Annotated in this window: 12 protein-coding genes; 8 read left to right on the top strand and 4 right to left on the bottom strand. The window is 64.2% G+C overall.

Translation table 11 applies throughout. The annotated features are described in order from the left end of the window. Positions 1-3 precede the first annotated feature (3 nt). The 3 genes from ileS to OIK40_RS04065 are packed head-to-tail and all read left to right on the top strand — an operon-like array spanning position 4 to position 3,870. Entirely contained in the window at positions 4-2,934 is a 2,931-nt protein-coding gene (gene ileS, locus OIK40_RS04075) for an isoleucine--tRNA ligase (RefSeq protein ID WP_273676436.1), read from the top strand. After that, positions 2,931-3,467, top strand: coding sequence for a signal peptidase II (gene lspA, locus OIK40_RS04070; RefSeq protein WP_273676435.1), 537 nt, complete (start codon positions 2,931-2,933; stop codon positions 3,465-3,467). The genes ileS and lspA overlap by 4 nt, the downstream gene beginning before the upstream one ends. Beyond that, positions 3,460-3,870 carry a DUF3035 domain-containing protein gene (locus OIK40_RS04065; protein WP_273676626.1) on the top strand — a complete coding sequence of 137 codons (411 nt, stop codon included), beginning with the start codon at positions 3,460-3,462 and terminating at the stop codon, positions 3,868-3,870. Before lspA ends, OIK40_RS04065 begins: the two co-directional genes overlap by 8 nt. Before the next feature lie 145 nt (positions 3,871-4,015). Here the strand turns inward: OIK40_RS04065 and OIK40_RS04060 are convergent, their stop codons facing one another. Beyond that, the gene (locus tag OIK40_RS04060) at positions 4,016-5,326 is read right to left on the bottom strand and encodes a hemolysin family protein (RefSeq protein WP_273676433.1); all 1,311 of its coding nucleotides are present in this window, start codon (positions 5,324-5,326) and stop codon (positions 4,016-4,018) included. 195 nt (positions 5,327-5,521) lie between these two features. On the opposite strand from OIK40_RS04060, the gene OIK40_RS04055 reads away from it, so the two are divergent. Continuing rightward, positions 5,522-6,217: a YiaD family glycine zipper/OmpA-like lipoprotein gene (locus OIK40_RS04055; protein WP_273676432.1), complete on the top strand. Its 696-nt coding sequence runs from the start codon at positions 5,522-5,524 to the stop codon at positions 6,215-6,217. Between the two features lie 59 nt (positions 6,218-6,276). On the opposite strand, the gene OIK40_RS04050 is transcribed toward OIK40_RS04055, so the two are convergent. Further along, on the bottom strand, positions 6,277-7,053 hold the full coding sequence (locus OIK40_RS04050; protein WP_273676431.1) for a 3'(2'),5'-bisphosphate nucleotidase CysQ: 777 nt from the start codon (positions 7,051-7,053) through the stop codon (positions 6,277-6,279). A gap of 113 nt (positions 7,054-7,166) precedes the next feature. Here OIK40_RS04050 and sucC point away from each other — a divergent pair, with 113 nt between their 5' ends. The 4 genes from sucC (at position 7,167) to OIK40_RS04030 (ending at position 11,229) form a co-directional block, all read left to right on the top strand. Continuing rightward, a complete protein-coding gene (gene sucC / locus OIK40_RS04045; protein WP_273676429.1) occupies positions 7,167-8,366 on the top strand; it encodes an ADP-forming succinate--CoA ligase subunit beta in 1,200 nt (399 codons plus the stop codon). A gap of 180 nt (positions 8,367-8,546) precedes the next feature. After that, entirely contained in the window at positions 8,547-9,293 is a 747-nt protein-coding gene (locus OIK40_RS04040) for an electron transfer flavoprotein subunit beta/FixA family protein (protein ID WP_273676427.1), read from the top strand. 33 nt (positions 9,294-9,326) lie between these two features. Continuing rightward, a complete protein-coding gene (locus tag OIK40_RS04035) occupies positions 9,327-10,256 on the top strand; it encodes an electron transfer flavoprotein subunit alpha/FixB family protein (protein WP_273676425.1) in 930 nt (309 codons plus the stop codon). A gap of 34 nt (positions 10,257-10,290) precedes the next feature. Beyond that, entirely contained in the window at positions 10,291-11,229 is a 939-nt protein-coding gene (locus OIK40_RS04030; protein ID WP_273676424.1) for an energy transducer TonB, read from the top strand. Here the strand turns inward: OIK40_RS04030 and OIK40_RS04025 are convergent. Both OIK40_RS04025 and OIK40_RS04020 read right to left on the bottom strand, forming a co-directional pair. Beyond that, entirely contained in the window at positions 11,226-12,455 is a 1,230-nt protein-coding gene (locus OIK40_RS04025; protein WP_374211782.1) for a DUF445 domain-containing protein, read from the bottom strand. The genes OIK40_RS04030 and OIK40_RS04025 overlap by 4 nt on opposite strands. A 116-nt stretch (positions 12,456-12,571) precedes the next feature. Further along, positions 12,572-16,075 carry an efflux RND transporter permease subunit gene (locus OIK40_RS04020; RefSeq protein ID WP_273676421.1) on the bottom strand — a complete coding sequence of 1,168 codons (3,504 nt, stop codon included), beginning with the start codon at positions 16,073-16,075 and terminating at the stop codon, positions 12,572-12,574. Positions 16,076-16,138: the final 63 nt, after the last annotated feature.

Here is a 16,138-nt window from a genome sequence, read left to right as displayed (position 1 = left end):
ACCATGACTGACGATACCGCAGCGCGCGATTACCGGGACACCGTCTTCCTGCCGAAGACCGAATTTCCCATGAAGGCCGGCCTTCCGCAGAAGGAGCCGGGCATTGCCGCGCGCTGGGAACAGATCGGGCTCTACAAGGCGCTGCGCGATGCCCGCCGCGGGCGCGAGAAGTTCATCCTCCACGACGGCCCGCCCTACGCCAATGGCGACATGCATATCGGCCACGCGCTGAACCACATCCTCAAGGACATGGTCTGCCGCACGCAGAACTTGCTGGGCAGAGACGCGCCCTATGTTCCCGGCTGGGACTGCCACGGCCTTCCCATCGAATGGAAGGTCGAAGAGCAGTACCGCAAGCAGAAAAAGAATAAGGACGAGGTTCCGGCCAAGGAATTCCGCGCCGAATGCCGCGCCTATGCGCAACACTGGGTCAACACCCAGCGCGAACAGCTGAAGCGGCTCGGCATCATGGGCGACTGGGACAATCCGTACCTCACCATGGATTTCCAGGCTGAGGCGACGATCGTGGCCGAGCTGATGAGGTTCGCCGAGAACGGCAATCTCTATCGCGGGGCCAAGCCGGTGATGTGGTCCCCGGTCGAAAAAACCGCGCTGGCCGAGGCGGAGGTCGAATACGAGGACATCACCTCGACCCAGATCGACGTGGCGTTCGAGATTGTCGAGAGCCCCTGTGAAGCGGTCCGCAATGCTCGCGCTGTAATCTGGACCACCACGCCTTGGACCATTCCGGTGAACCAGGCTTTGGCCTTTGGGCCGGACGTTGAATACGCAGTTTGTTGCTTCGGTGATCGCATGGGTGACCACGAACGCCCAACACCGGAAGGTGTTGTGCTGGTCGCCGCTGGTTTGGTGGAGCAATTCGCTGGTCGGGTGGGATTCCGAGTAATCCCGATGCAGGTCATCAAAGGCTCCGAACTTGCCGGCACCCTCGCCCGCCACCCGATGCACCATCTTGGCGGGTTCTATGCCAGTCCGCGCCCGCTGCTCCCCGGCGACTTCGTCACCACCGATTCTGGCACCGGCCTCGTCCATATGGCGCCCGATCATGGCGAGGACGACTTTGACCTCTGCAAGGCGAACGGGATCAACCCCGTCTTCGCGGTGATGGACGACGGGCGCTACCGCGACGACTGGGGCTGGCTCGGCGGCGCGGATGAGCGGCGCATGAGCGTCATCAACCCGAAGTTCAACGCGCCCGATGGCCCGATCTGCTCGGACCTGCGTGACGCTGGCGCGCTGCTCGCGGCGAGCGCGGATTACGAACACTCCTACCCCCACTCGTGGCGCTCCAAGGCCAAGGTGATCTTCCGCTGCACCCCGCAGTGGTTCGTGCCGATGGACCGGGTGATGGACTGGATCGAGCCCAAGACCCGCGCGGAAAAGGGCTGGGAGAACGAAGGCGGCGCGATCGACCCGGCAGAAGAGGCCCTGTGCGCCTCACCCACCCTGCGCGAACGTGCAGTGGAGGAAATCGCGCGCGTCGAATTCATCCCCGAAAAGGGCCGCAACCGCATCGGTGCGATGGTTGAAGGCCGCCCTGATTGGGTTCTCTCGCGCCAGCGCGCCTGGGGCGTGCCGATCACGCTGTTCGTGCGGCCCGACGGCACCTACTTGCAGGATCCCGAGGTCAATCACCGCATCGTCGCTGCCGTCATGCAGGACGGGGTCGATGCGTGGGAGGAAGCGCGGAAGGCCGAATTCCTCGGCCCCCACTACAACCCCGACGATTTCGAGATGGTCACCGACATTCTCGACGTCTGGTTCGATTCGGGCTGCACCCATGCCTTCGTGCTCGAAAGCGGGCGCTGGCCGGACCTGACATGGCCCGCCAATCTCTATCTCGAAGGCTCCGACCAGCATCGCGGCTGGTTCCAGTCCTCGCTGCTGCAATCCTGCGCGACGCGCGGGCGCGCGCCCTATGATCAGGTTCTGACCCACGGCTTCACCATGGATGCCAAGGGCAAGAAGATGTCCAAGAGCCTCGGCAACACCATCGATCCGCTGAAGGTGATGGAAACCACCGGCGCGGACATCATCCGGCTGTGGGCGCTTTCGGTCGATTTCACCGAGGATCACCGCATCGGCGATGAAATCCTGAAAGGCGTAGGCGACCAGTACCGCAAGCTGCGCAACACCTTCCGCTACCTGCTCGGCGCGCTCGACGGGTTCGTGGGCGACATGAGCGATGCGGGCGAACTGCCCGAGCTGGAAGTCTACATCCTCGCGCTGCTGAGCGAGCTGGATGGCAAGCTGCGCAAGGCGGCGGAGGAATACGACTTCAACCTCTACACCCGCCTGCTGGTGGATTTCTGCAACGAGGACCTGTCGGCCTTCTTCTTCGATATCCGCAAGGATTCGCTCTATTGCGACGGGCCGGACAGCGACACGCGCAATGCCTATCGCACCGTGCTTGATCTGCTGTTCCACGCGCTGGTGCGCTATGCCGCGCCGGTGCTGGTGTTCACCGCCGAGGAAGTGTGGATGAGCCGCTATCCGCAGGACGGCGAAGAGGACGACAATGGCCAGCGCGGCTCTGTCCACCTGCTCGAATGGCCGAGCGTGCCGGGCGTGCGCGTCGATGCCGCCAAGTGGGACGCGCTGTGCGCCCTGCGCGAACGGGTGAACGAAGCGATCGAGCCGTTACGCCGCGACAAGACCATCCGTTCCAGCCTCGAAGCCGAAGTCGTCGTCCCCGCCAGCGCGGTGCCCGAAGGCGTTTCGGACGAACAGCTCGCCGAATTGTTCATCACCGCGACAGTGACGCGCGGGCAGGGCGACAGCGTGACCGTGACCAAGACCAGCGACCAAAAGTGCTCGCGCTGCTGGCGCCACCTGCCTGACGTGGCACAAGAAGGCGCGCTCTGCGGCCGCTGCGACGAAGTCGTCGCGCAACTGGACGCTGCCTCGGCATGAGCGCGCTTCTCACCCGCAACCGGATCATCGGCCTCGTGATCGCGGCGTTCATCGCGCTGATCGATCAGGCGGTGAAGCTGTATGTCGTCGGGCCACTGGCGCTGCGGCAGGTCGGGAATATCGATCTGCTGCCGTTCTTCGATCTCACCTACACCGAAAACCGAGGTATTTCGCTGGGCATGCTGCAGGCGACCGATATGGAAACGCGCTGGCTGCTGGTGGCGATGACCGCGGTCATCGCACTCATCGTGCTGGTGTGGATGATGCGCGAAAAGGCGCTGGGCGACATTTTCGGCCTCGCGCTGATCCTCGGCGGGGCGCTGGGCAATATCCGTGATCGCTATGATCTGGGCTATGTCATCGACTATGCCGACTTCCATATCGGGGATTTCCGCCCCTTTCTGATCTTCAACATCGCCGATGCCGCGATTACCATCGGCGTCGTCATTATCCTTGCCCGCAGCCTGTTCGTGCGCGACAAGGAAGAAACCGAAAGCGGGGACGCGCCCCGTGGAGAGACCAATGATGCGTAAGTTTGCACCCGTTATCCTGCTCGCCTCCGGCTCGATGCTGCTGGCAGCCTGCGGCGGCGGCGGCGTGTTCAACCGCGAACGGCCCGACGAATTCGCGGTGCAGCGGCAGGCTCCGCTGGTGGTTCCGCCCGATTTCACGCTGACGCCGCCCGCCCCCGGCGCCCCGCGCCCGACCGAAGGCACTGCGGCCGATCAGGCTCTCGAAGCGCTGTTCGGCGGCCCGGCCCCGCGTAGCCGGATCGAAGCAAGCCTGATCGACCGTGCCGGTAGCGCCGACCCTAGCATCCGCAGCACCGTGGGCGACACCGCCACCAACACGGTCGCCAAGGGCCGCGTCACCCGCGACATCATCGCCGCGCCCGAGGGTGATGGTCAGTCGGCCAGCACGGTAATTCCTTCCTAATTTTTCCGCACGCCCTCCGGCGTGCGAAATCCTCGCTCACACGGCCAGAAGGCCGCGTCGCTGCGGGCGGACGCCAGAGCCCTTTGGCGGCCTTGCGGTCGCTGCGCGACTGTTATCTGCGATAAACGTGGAGCATCGCGCAGGATTACTCCGCGCTTTCATCGCCTTCACGCGTGACCAACAGCTTGTCGATCCGGCGCCCATCCATGTCGACCACCTCGAACCGCCAGCCTTGCGCGTGGAAATGCTCGCCTTCGGCGGGCAACTTCTTGAGCACCGACAGGGCATAGCCTGCCGCGGTGCCGAATTCGCGGTTTTCGCCGTAATCCAGCCCCAGCCGGTCAGCCAGCGCATCGGCCGATAACGAGCCTGCCACCAGCAGCGAACCGTCCTCGCGCTCGACCACTTGCGGCTGATCGCCCTCGTCCTGATCGCTGACGAAGGTGCCCACGATCGCGGTCAGCAGATCGACCGGTGTGACGATGCCTTCGAAATGACCGTATTCGTCATGCACCAGCGCCATCGCCACTTCGGATGATTGCAGCACCCGCAGTGCGTCCATCGCGTCGAGCTGGTCGGGGACCACTTCGACCCGGCGCATCATCGCGCGGATCGAGACCGGCCCGCCCGCCACCATCGCGGCCAGCACCTCGCGCACCTTGACGACGCCAAGGATGGTGTCGGGCGAGTTTTCGGCCACCGGCATCAGCGAATGCGGGCTTTCCTCGATCGTCTCGCGGATTTCATCGATATCGGCGTCGGCTTCGATCCAGTCGACCTCGGTGCGCGGAGTCATCATTTCGCGCACCGGACGTTCGGCCAGCCGCACGACGCCGGTGAGGATCTGGCGCTGGTCGGCCTCAATCACGCCCGAACGGGTCGCCTCGGCGAAGATCATCTGCAATTCCTCGGCCGTCACCGAATCCGCATTCCCGCCGCGCAGCCCGAACAGGCGGATGATCGCGGCCGAGCTCGAATCGAGCAGCCACACCAGCGGCGCGGCGGCCTTGGCCATGAAGGCCATCGGCCGGGCCATCACCAGCGACACCGGTACTGCAACCTGAAGGGCAAGCTGTTTGGGCACCAGTTCGCCGATGATGAGGCTGAGATAGGTCGTGAAGGCGATCACCACCGCAAAGCCGGCCTCGTCGGCATATTGCTGCGGCAGGCCCAGTGCCGCCATGTGCTCGCCCACCGGTCCGCCAAGGCTTGCGCCCGAATAGGCGCCGTTGATGATCCCGATGAGGGTGATGCCGATCTGCACGGTCGAGAGGAACTTGCCCGGTTCCGCCGCAAGCGCGATAGCGATGCGCGCCGAAGTTGATCCGGCCTCCGCTTTCGCCTCCAGCGCGCTGGTCTTGGCCGAGACGATCGCGAGCTCGGACATAGCGAACACGCCGTTGAGCACAACCAGCGCGATAATTATGGCAAGATCGGTCCAGGGAAACGGTGTCACGCCCGTTGCGCTAGCACAAAGCGATACGGTTGCCAGTAGGGCAATACATGGGAAACAACGGATAGACAGGGCTACGGCTGTTCAACCAAGGTCAAGCATCGGGGCCTCAAAGGGAGTTGCACAAGCGGCGTAATTCCTTGTCGCCAACCGGACGGCGTGGCATTCTTCGCGCCGAAAAAGAGGGAGGTAAGCATCATGACTCTATCGCGTATCCTGCTTTCGGGCACCGCCGCCCTGGCGCTGCTCGGCACCAGCGCCTGCGTCACCGACCCGAACACCGGCGAAAAGAAAGTTTCGCGCACTGCGATCGGCACTGGCCTCGGCGGCACGCTCGGCTACCTCCTTGGCGGAGCCATTGGCGGCGATGCCGGTCGCATCATCGGGGCGGGCATCGGCGGTTCGGCCGGTGCGATTCTGGGCAAGCAGTATGACGACCAGATCAAGACCCTGCGCGAACAGACCGCGGGCAGCGGTGTCGAGGTTGAGGAAGTGGGCGATCAGGAAGCGATTCTGGTGCGCCTGCCCGACGGCGTGACCTTCGCCACGGGTTCGGCACAGATCAACCCCGGCTTCTACGACACGCTCAACAACGTCGCCGAAAGCCTGATCACCTATCCCAACAGCCTGATCGACGTGTACGGCTTCACCGACACGACCGGCTCGCCCGCCACCAACCAGCGCCTTTCGGAACAGCGCGCGCAGGCGGTGGCGGATTACCTCGCTGCCCGCGGGGTCGCCCGCTCGCGCATCGCGACGCAGGGCTTCGGCGAGCAATACGACTATCTGCGGGTCAAGACCGCTGACGGGGTGAACGAACCGCTCAACCGCCGGGTCGAGATCAAGATCATTCCGATCAGCCAGGACGATGTGAACGCCGCGCGCGGAAACTGAATTTCCGGCATCCGGAGAACAAGGAACGGGCTGCCCCATGGGCGGCCCGTTTTCCTTTTTCAGCGCAGCGCCGTTGCCCGGTCGGCGATTCTCGCCACAGCGGCGGCGTGGATTGCGGGTGAGCACACCAACACCCCGAAATCGCGCGGATCGTGCTTGTTATAGGCCAGCGGGCGGCCGAAGGCGTCGCTCACCTCGGCCCCCGCCTCGCGCGCGATCAAAGTCGCGGCGGCGATGTCCCATTCGTAACCCCAGCGCAGGGTCGCCACCAGATCGGCGCGGTCGTCTGCCACCATGGCGATTCGCAATGCGATCGAGTTGGGCTGATCAACCGCGACCAGGTCCGCATCTTCCTTCGGCAGCGTGTGGGTCGGCACCCGGGCGCCGGAGAATTGGCTGCGTGTGCTGGCCGCAAGCCTGCGCCCGTTCAGCGTAGCGCCCTGCCCTGCCACCGCCACCCATTCCTCGCCCCGGGCCGGCGCGGCGAGCATGCCGATCAGCGGCTTGTTGGCGCTCACCAGAGCGACCGAAACCGCCCATCCGTCGCGCCCGCGCACGAAATCGCGGGTGCCGTCGATCGGATCAACCAGCCAGATCAGGCCGCTGGCGGTGCGGATCTTGTCATCGGCGGTTTCTTCCGACAGCCAGCCGGCCGAGGGCAGCAGCAGGCGCAGTTCGCGCTTGAGGAAGCGGTCAACCTCCAGATCGGCCTCGCTCACCGGATTATCCGGGGTCTTGTCCCAGCTGGTCAGCGCATGGCCCGCACCCGGCCAGCGCGAAAGGGCGATTCTGCCCGCCTCGCGGACGATCTCTTCAAGGCGGAACCTGTCAATCATGAGAGGCTTGCCGTTGCGCCTTCACACAGCACTTTTCAAGAGGGTCGATCCGTGCTTAGGCCCGCGGCAAACAGACCTCTCCCCAGAGAAATTGCAGAAGGGATCGATACGCCATGAACGTCCACGAATACCAGGCCAAGGAACTGCTTGCGAAGCACGGGATCGCAGTGCCGGCCGGCCACGCCGCGCTGAGCGTCGAGGAAGCGGTGGAAGCCGCCAAGAAGCTGCCCGGGCCGCTCTACGTCGTGAAGGCGCAGATCCACGCCGGCGGCCGCGGCAAGGGCAAGTTCAAGGAACTCGGCCCCGATGCGAAGGGCGGCGTGCGCCTCGCCAAGAGCCTCGATGAAGTGCGTAGCCATGCCGAGGAAATGCTCGGCAACACGCTGGTCACCATCCAGACGGGGGATGCGGGCAAGCAGGTGAACCGCCTCTACATCACCGACGGCGTCGACATCGCCAAGGAATACTACCTTTCGCTGCTGGTCGACCGCGCTTCGGGCCGCGTTGCTTTCGTGGTTTCGACCGAGGGCGGCATGGACATCGAGACCGTGGCGCATGACACGCCCGAGCTGATCACCACCTTCAGCGTCGATCCCGCGCAGGGCTTCCAGCCGCACCACGGCCGCGCGGTGGCCTTCGCGCTGAAGCTCAAGGGCGACCTCAACAAGCAGGCGCAAAAGCTCGCCAAGCAGCTCTACGACGCCTTCCTCGCCACCGACTGCGAGATGCTGGAAATCAACCCGCTGGTCGAAAGCGAAGACGGCAAGCTGCTGGTGCTCGACGCCAAGATGAGCTTCGACGGCAACGCGCTCTACCGCCACCCTGACATCGAAGCCCTGCGCGACGAGACCGAGGAAGACCCGGCGGAAGTCGAAGCTTCCGAATATGACCTCGCCTACATCAAGCTCGACGGGAACATCGGCTGCATGGTCAACGGTGCGGGCCTCGCCATGGCGACGATGGACATCATCAAGCTGAACGGCGCCTTCCCGGCGAACTTCCTCGACGTGGGCGGCGGTGCCACCACCGAAAAGGTGACGGCGGCGTTCAAGATCATCCTCAAGGATCCGGCGGTCGAAGGCATCCTCGTCAACATCTTCGGCGGCATCATGAAGTGCGACGTGATCGCCAACGGCATCGTGCAGGCGGCCAAGGACGTGAACCTGCAGGTTCCGCTGGTCGTGCGCCTAGAAGGCACCAACGTGGCCGAAGGCAAGGCGATCCTCGACAATTCGGGTCTCGCCATCGTCAGCGCCGACAACCTCGGCGATGCCGCGCAGAAGATCGTTGCCGAGGTGAAGAAGGCCGCCTGATCCGTCAGGCGCTTCGCCGCGTAACTCGTTCGGGCGGGGCTGATCGCGCATCAATCCCGCCCGCAGCTATCGCCACCCGCCTTACTTGACGTTTACGTAAACGCAAGCTAGGCGGGCGGCCAATGGTCCGGTTCCAGTGATTCTGGGCCACGTGATTCTTTGAGAGGAAGGACAAACCCCATGAAGATCCTCGTCCCCGTCAAGCGGGTGATCGATTACAACGTCAAGCCGCGGGTCAAGGCCGACGGCACCGGCGTTGATCTTGCCAACGTCAAGATGAGCATGAACCCGTTCGACGAGATCGCGGTAGAGGAAGCCATCCGCCTCAAGGAAAAGGGCGCGGCGACCGAGATCGTCGCCGTCAGCATCGGCCCGGCGAAGGCGCAGGAAACCCTGCGCACTGCGCTCGCCATGGGTGCCGACCGTGCGATCCTCGTCGAAACCGATGACGAAGTGGAACCGCTGGCGGTCGCCAAGATCCTCAAGGCCATTGCTGACGAAGAGCAGCCGGGTCTGGTGATCCTCGGCAAGCAGTCGATCTCAGACGATTCGAACCAGACCGGCCAGATGCTCGCCGCGCTGATGGGCCGTCCGCAGGGCACCTTCGCCAACACCGTCGAAGTCGACGGCGACAGCGTGACTGTGAAGCGCGAAGTCGATGGCGGTCTTCAGACCGTCAAGCTCGCCCTCCCCGCGATCGTCACCACCGACCTGCGTCTGAACGAGCCGCGCTATGCTTCGCTGCCCAACATCATGAAGGCCAAGCAGAAGCCGCTCGCGACCAAGACCGCCGCCGATTACGGCGTCGACCTGACCCCGCGCCTCAAGACCCTCAAGGTCGCCGAGCCGCCGGTGCGTCAGGCAGGCGAGAAGGTCGCCGACGTCGCCGCGCTGGTCGAGAAGGTCAAGGCGCTCGGCATCGCGTAAGCGCGCCAGCCCTCAGAATAAGGACACATAGAGATGAAGACTCTGGTTCTGGTCGAACATGACAACACCAAGGTGAACGACGCGACGCTCGCGGTGGTCACCGCCGCCGCCAAGCTCGGCGAAGTGCACCTGCTGGTTGCCGGTCACAATTGCGGAAGCGTTGCCGAAGCCGCGGCCAAGATCGCCGGCGTGGGCAAGGTCCATGTCGCGGATGACGCGGCCTATGCCAATGGCCTTGCCGAAAACGTCGCGCCGCTGGCAGCGTCGCTGATGGATCACCACGATGCCTTCCTCGCCGCGGCCACCACGCAGGGCAAGAACGTCGCCCCGCGCGTTGCCGCACAGCTCGACGTGATGCAGGTCTCGGAAATCCTCTCGGTCGAAGGCCCCAAGACCTTCACCCGCCCGATCTATGCCGGCAACGCTATCGCCACGGTCGAATCGACCGATGCCAAGCTGGTGATCACCGTGCGCGGCACCGCCTTCGAAAAGGCGGCGACCGAGGGCGGCTCGGGCACGATCGAAGCCGTGACCGGCGCTGGTGACACGGGCACCTCGATCTTCGTCAGCTCCGAAATCGCCAAGAGCGAGCGTCCGGAACTGACCAGCGCCAAGGTGATCGTCTCGGGCGGCCGTGCGCTCAAGGACGCGGAAACTTTCGAAGCCGTGATCACGCCGCTTGCGGACAAGCTCGGCGCGGCCATCGGTGCAAGCCGCGCGGCGGTCGACGCGGGCTATGTGCCCAACGACTATCAGGTCGGCCAGACCGGCAAGATCGTCGCTCCGGAAGTCTACTTCGCGATCGGCATCTCGGGCGCGATCCAGCACCTTGCGGGCATGAAGGATTCGAAGGTCATCATCGCCATCAACAAGGACGAGGACGCCCCGATCTTCCAGGTCGCGGACATCGGCCTTGTTGCCGATCTCTACACCGCAGTGCCGGAGCTGACCGGCGCGCTGTAAGGCACGAAATCGCCTAGGATCAGGAACCTCCGCCATGCTAATCAGCACGGCGGAGGTTTTCTGTATGCGGGCCAAGCGTGTTTCTCTCGCGGCATCTGTCTGTGTTTTCATGGCTGCGGCGATTTCGCCCGCCGCAGGGTCAGGTCAGACCGGCGAACCTCTGGTTCTTGAGCCCCGCTCTGCCTGGCACGCATCCCATGAAAACGGGCTCTGCCGGCTGGCACGCGCGTTTGGCAGCGAAGGCTATTCGCACACCTTGATCTTCGAACAGACAACACCGGGCGCGTTGTTCAACCTCACCATCACCGGCCCCGCGCTTTCCGACATGGTCGAGAGCACACAGGCCGATGTCGGGTTCGGCTCTGCCGGACCTGAGGGAACCTACGAGATCGCGAAAGAAACCAATCGCGAGTTTGGCCACATCGTCTTCATGACGGATGTCTCGCTGGAGCCGGTCAAGGAACCCGAGATCAAGCAGGAAGAGGATTTCGGCCTGACCGCGCAAGGAACCGCAGTCGATCCGGCGAAGGCGAAAGCAGCTAGCGAGGTTGCCATCCGCCAGGGCCGGACCGGTCTGACTCTCAAGACAGGCTCGCTTGCAGCACCTATGGGCGTCCTCAATGATTGCACGGCCCACATCCTTTCGACCTGGGGCCTTGATCCCGCCAAGCACAAGGGAGCGCTTCGCGGCGTATCCCTGCTACAACCCCGCAAGGTTTCCCAATGGGTCGTGGAGAAGTATCCGCAGCGCGCGCTGCAGGAAAAAAGGCAGGGCGTGGTCGGCCTCGCTGTAATTGTCGACGAAGCCGGTCAACCGACGGAGTGCAAGATCACTGACAACTCCGGCCATACCGATCTGAACAATGTTGCTTGCGAAGGTATGATGAGGGCGCGCTACGCCCCGGCGATTGATGCCGATGGACAGCCAATGCCATCCTTTTTCGTGACGCGGATTGTGTTCGGGCTTGGCTAAAGAACACCCACGATAAAATGCAGCGCCATTCCGACGAGCCCGCCCACCAGCGTGCCGTTGATGCGGATGAACTGGAGGTCGCGCCCGACCGCGCCCTCGACACGGGCAGTGATCGTGATCGCGTCCCAGCGCTTGACCGTCTCCGACACCAACCGCACGATCTGGTCGCCGTAACGCGTGGCGACACCGACGGCGGTGCGACGGGCGAAACGGTTGATCTGTTCCTGCAACCTTGCGTCTTGCTGCACAGCCTGCCCCAGTTCGGCGAGCATGTTGCGCATATCCGCACCCATCCCGCTCTCCGGATCGCGCGCACGGCGGATCAGCGACTGGCGGATGCGTTCCCACACCCCCGTCCACCATACCGCCACGGCGGGATTGGCGATCAGATCACGCTTCATCTCCTCGACCCGCGCGCGGGTTTCGGGATCGTGCTGCAAGTCCTGTCCGAGCTTCGCCAGCCCTTCCTCGATCTTGCCGCGCAGCGGGTGATCGGGATTGACCAGCACCTCAGCCAGCAGCTTGTAGAGCCCGTCGAGCACGCTTGATGAGATGGTCTTGTCGAGCCCGGTCCAGCGCAGCACGCCGGCGACGCGCTGGTGGATGATGTCGCGCAGGGTCTCCTCGTTATCCTCGATGGTCAGCCCCGCCCAGCGCACGAAACCGTCGATCAACGGCTGGTGGCGCTTGTCGGCCATCGTCGTCTCGATCATCCGGCCCGCCAGCGGTGCGATGTCGAGCTTGGCGAGTTGGCTCGCAAGGCCCGCGCGCACCTGATTACCGAGCCGGTCCGGATCGAGGCTTTCGAGCACTTCGGCCAGCAATTCCGCAGCGCCGCTGGTGATGCGCGAGCGTTCATCGATGCTGCCGTCCGCACCGCGTTCGGGGGAGGCGGCGAGGAATTCACCCGCCGCCTTGGCAATGTTCATGCCCGCCATCCGCCGTGCCACCACCGCCGGCGTGAGGAAGTTCTCGCGCAGGAACTGCGCCATTGTCTCGGCGATGCGGTCCTTGTTTTCGGGGATGATCGCCGTGTGCGGGATCGGCAGGCCGAGCGGGTGGCGGAACAGAGCCGTAACCGCGAACCAGTCAGCCAGCCCGCCCACCATCGCCGCCTCGGCAAAGGCGTTGACATAGCCCCATGCCGGATGGCCGCCGACAAGGCCGTGGGTGGTGATAAAGATGACCGCCATCGCGGCGAGCATGCCCGTCGCGGTCCAGCGCATGCGCCGCGCACGATCCACGGTAAGTGGCTGGCCGCGGAACGTCAGAGGCAGGGTGTGACGCTTTACCATGCGGCGGTTCTAGCCCGACCGGGGCAGCCGCGTCACGCTTTTGTCGCTCATTCCGCTGGTTCGCTGCCGCGCGGCAGGTCAGGGAAAGGCCGCGAGGGGCCTGCCGCATGCTCCGGCTCCCCATGCGGACGGGTGTCGTCGCCGGGCTTGTAGGTCAACAGGCGTTCACGCAGCCACGGCCCGACCCGCTTTTCGATCCCGTCGGCCAGGCTAAAGCCCGCGGGCACGATCAGCAATGTCAGCAGGGTTGAAAGGATCAGCCCGCCGATCACCACGATACCCATCGGCTGACGCCAGGCGCCGTCGCCGCTGAGCGACAAGGCCACCGGCACCATCCCGGCGGTCATCGCCACGGTTGTCATCACGATCGGCTGGGCGCGCTTGTGTCCCGCATCCATGATGGCATCGAGCTTGCCGACGCCCTTGTGCATTTCCTCGATCGCGAAGTCGATCAGCAGGATCGAGTTCTTCGACACGATGCCCAGCAGCAGCAGGATGCCGATATAGACGGGCATCGACTGCGGCTGCCCAATCAGCCAGACCAGCAACACGCCCCCGAGCGGCGCGAGCGCCAGCGAGGTCATATTGACCAGCGGGCTCATGAGACGCTTGTAGAGCAGCACCAGCACCGCAAACACCAGCAGCACGCCTGAAATGATCGCGATGATGAGGTTCTGGACCAGCTCTGCCTGCCATTCCTCTTCACCCACCACGTCGCGGATCACGCCTGTGGGCAGATCCTGCAGAACCGGCAGTGCGTCGATCTGCGCCTGCGCTTCGCCCTTGAGCACGCCCGCGGCAAGGTCTGCGCCGACCAGCACGCGGCGGTTCTGGTTGTAGCGCTGAATCGCCGTCGGGCCCGAACCGAAGCTGATGTCGGCCACCCGGCTCAGCGGCACCGATCCGCCGTTATTGGTGGGAACGGGCAGATTTTCGATGGTGGTGAAATCGCTGCGGGCCGCTTCCGACAGGCGCACCTTGATCGGGATCTGGCGGTCCGACAGCGAGAAGCGTGCCGCGTTCTGTTCGATCTCTCCCAGCGTAGCGATGCGGATCGTCTGCGACAGCGCCGCCGTGGTCACGCCCAGCTCGGCGGCAATCTTCTCGCGCGGGGTAATGATGATTTCAGGCCGGTTGAGATCGGCGCTAATGCGCGGGGCGACCAGCGAATTGAGGCCCTTCATCTCCTCGACCAGCCGGGTCGCGGTTTCCTCCAGCAGCACCGGATCGGAGCCTGCCAGCATCACCGTCATGTCGCGGCCCGAACCGAACCCGGCGCTCTGCGACTGGAAGCGTACGCGGGCATCGGGAATCTGCGCCAGCACCGGTGCCAGCTCGCGTTCGAACTGGATCGAGCTGCGTTCGCGATCTTCCTTGAGCTTGACGAAGATCGACGAGCTGTCGCCCAGCCGGATGCGTTCCAGCAGCCGCTCGACTTCCGGCTCCTGCGTCAGCCGGTCAGCCACATTGTTGACGATCCGCTTGGTCTCCGCAAGCGTGGTGCCGGGTACGGTCTCGATCTCGACCCGGCTGTTCTCGTCGTCGATGGTGGGCTGGAACTGCGCAGGAATCTGGCCGAACAGCAAAATCGTCATCAGGAACGAGAACCAGCCGATCGACAGCATCCACACCCGGTGGTCGTAGAAGCGCGCAGTCAGCCAGCGGGTCCCTTGCGCGAAACGGCTCGTGCCGCCCGAAGGCGCCTCAATCAGCTTGAAGGTGAGCCAGCCCGCCCCGAGCGACAGGCCGGAACACAGCAGCACCTGCACGATCTCGAAGATCTTGCCGACGAGCTTGTGGGCAATTCCGTTGGTGTCGCTCGATACGGCGGTCGCCACCTGCTTGGGAATCTCGAGCGCGGCCAGCAGATTGAAGCTGGCGAACAGGGTCACGGCGGTCACCGCCAGCAAGACGATAATGGTCAGCAGTAGCGCGGGAACATAGAACATGCGGCGGCGTGGCCCGGTCAGACCGGCGCGGCGCGCAGCCAGCTTGCCGGTGTCGAGCGTCCACGCCAGCACCCGCATATAGGCGTCGATCAGCGGGCCTTCGCCATGTTCGGCCACGCCCTTGGATTTGAGGAAATAGGCCGCCATCAGCGGGGTGATCATGCGCGCCACGGCCAGGGACATCAGCACCGCGACCACCACGGTGATCCCGAAATTCTGGAAGAACTGGCCCGAAACGCCCGGCATCAGGCCAACGGGCAGGAACACCGCGACGATGCAGAAGCTGGTGGCGACCACCGGCAGGCCGATCTCGTCCGCTGCGTCGATCGAGGCCTGATAAGCCGTCTTGCCCATGCGCATGTGGCGCACGATGTTCTCGATCTCCACGATTGCGTCATCGACCAGCACGCCCGCCACCAGCGCCAGCGCCAGCAGCGACAGGAAGTTCAGGTTGAACCCGAGCAGATCCATGAACCAGAAGGTCGGGATCGCCGACAGCGGAATTGCGACTGCCGAAATAAAAGTCGCGCGCCAGTCGCGCAGGAAGATGAACACCACCACCACGGCCAGCACCGCGCCTTCGACCAATGCCCAGATCGAGGATTTGTACTGGCTGCGGGTATAGGTGGTGTTGGTCGACAGCTTGATGAACTTGATGCCGGGATTCTCGGCCTCGATCGCGTCCATTTCCTCAAGCGCAGCGTCGTAAACCGTCAGGTCCGATGCGCCGCGTGCGCGGCTCATGGCGAAGTTGACGACTTCCTTGCCGTTCACCTCGCTGATCGAGGTGCGTTCGGAATAGCCGTCGCGCACGGTGGCGACGTCGGCCAGGCGCACAGTGCGCCCGCCGCCCAGCTGGATCTGGGTCTGCGACAGCGCAAAGGCATCGTCCGAATTACCCAACACGCGCAGCGACTGGCGGGTACCGCCGATCTCGGCCAGCCCGCCCGCTGCATCGAGATTCACCTGCCTCAGCACCGCGTTGATTTGCGAGGCGGTAACGCCGAAAGACTGCATCCGCGTCGGATCGAGGATCACCTCCATCTCGCGGTCGACACCGCCGAAACGGCTCACTTCGGCCATGCCTTCAATCTTGAGCAGGCGTTTGGCCACGGTGTCGTCGATGAACCAGCTCAATTGCTCGATGGTCATGTCGTCGGCCTCGACCGCGACATAGCCGATCGGCTCGCCCACCACGTTGACCTTCTGCACCTGCGGTTCGAGGATGCCTTCGGGCAAGGACCCGCGCACGCCGTCGATCGCCGTCTCGACCTCGTTCACCGCTTCGATAAGATTGGTGCCGATTTCGAATTCGACGAAGGTGTTGGAACTGCCTTCGCGCGCGGTCGACTGGAGCGAATTGACCCCGTTGATCGCCCGCAGCGCGCTTTCCACGCGTTGGGTGATCTGATTCTCGATCTCGGTCGGAGAGGCGCCGGGCTGGGCAATGGTGACACGGACTGCAGGAAATTCGACGTCCGGATTGTTCGTCACGTCCATTCGCAGGAAGCTGACGATGCCGGCGAACAGCAGGCCGGTGAAGAACACCAGCGGAATCACCGGATTGCGGATCGACCAGGCCGAGATGTCGCGAAGAGCCATGATATTCCTGCCTGTTGCCTTACGCTTGCGTCAGATACGCGGGCGACCCGCGCACGGATGGAC

The organism is Erythrobacter fulvus, from assembly GCF_028595285.1.
In the GTDB taxonomy this organism is placed as follows: Bacteria; Pseudomonadota; Alphaproteobacteria; order Sphingomonadales; family Sphingomonadaceae; genus Erythrobacter; species Erythrobacter fulvus.
This window is presented reverse-complemented; position numbering and strand designations above follow the sequence as displayed.

What these genes read in the sequence shown, in the direction of transcription:
- OIK40_RS04035 (WP_273676425.1), top strand. Translation starts at nt 9,327, where the DNA reads ATGAAGACTCTGGTTCTGGTCGAACATGACAACACCAAGGTGAACGAC.
- OIK40_RS04065 (WP_273676626.1), top strand. Translation starts at nt 3,460, where the DNA reads ATGCGTAAGTTTGCACCCGTTATCCTGCTCGCCTCCGGCTCGATGCTG.
- OIK40_RS04025 (WP_374211782.1), bottom strand. Translation starts at nt 12,455, where the DNA reads ATGCGCTGGACCGCGACGGGCATGCTCGCCGCGATGGCGGTCATCTTT.
- OIK40_RS04055 (WP_273676432.1), top strand. Translation starts at nt 5,522, where the DNA reads ATGACTCTATCGCGTATCCTGCTTTCGGGCACCGCCGCCCTGGCGCTG.
- OIK40_RS04030 (WP_273676424.1), top strand. Translation starts at nt 10,291, where the DNA reads ATGCTAATCAGCACGGCGGAGGTTTTCTGTATGCGGGCCAAGCGTGTT.
- sucC (WP_273676429.1), top strand. Translation starts at nt 7,167, where the DNA reads ATGAACGTCCACGAATACCAGGCCAAGGAACTGCTTGCGAAGCACGGG.
- OIK40_RS04040 (WP_273676427.1), top strand. Translation starts at nt 8,547, where the DNA reads ATGAAGATCCTCGTCCCCGTCAAGCGGGTGATCGATTACAACGTCAAG.
- OIK40_RS04050 (WP_273676431.1), bottom strand. Translation starts at nt 7,053, where the DNA reads ATGATTGACAGGTTCCGCCTTGAAGAGATCGTCCGCGAGGCGGGCAGA.
- lspA (WP_273676435.1), top strand. Translation starts at nt 2,931, where the DNA reads ATGAGCGCGCTTCTCACCCGCAACCGGATCATCGGCCTCGTGATCGCG.
- OIK40_RS04020 (WP_273676421.1), bottom strand. Translation starts at nt 16,075, where the DNA reads ATGGCTCTTCGCGACATCTCGGCCTGGTCGATCCGCAATCCGGTGATT.
- ileS (WP_273676436.1), top strand. Translation starts at nt 4, where the DNA reads ATGACTGACGATACCGCAGCGCGCGATTACCGGGACACCGTCTTCCTG.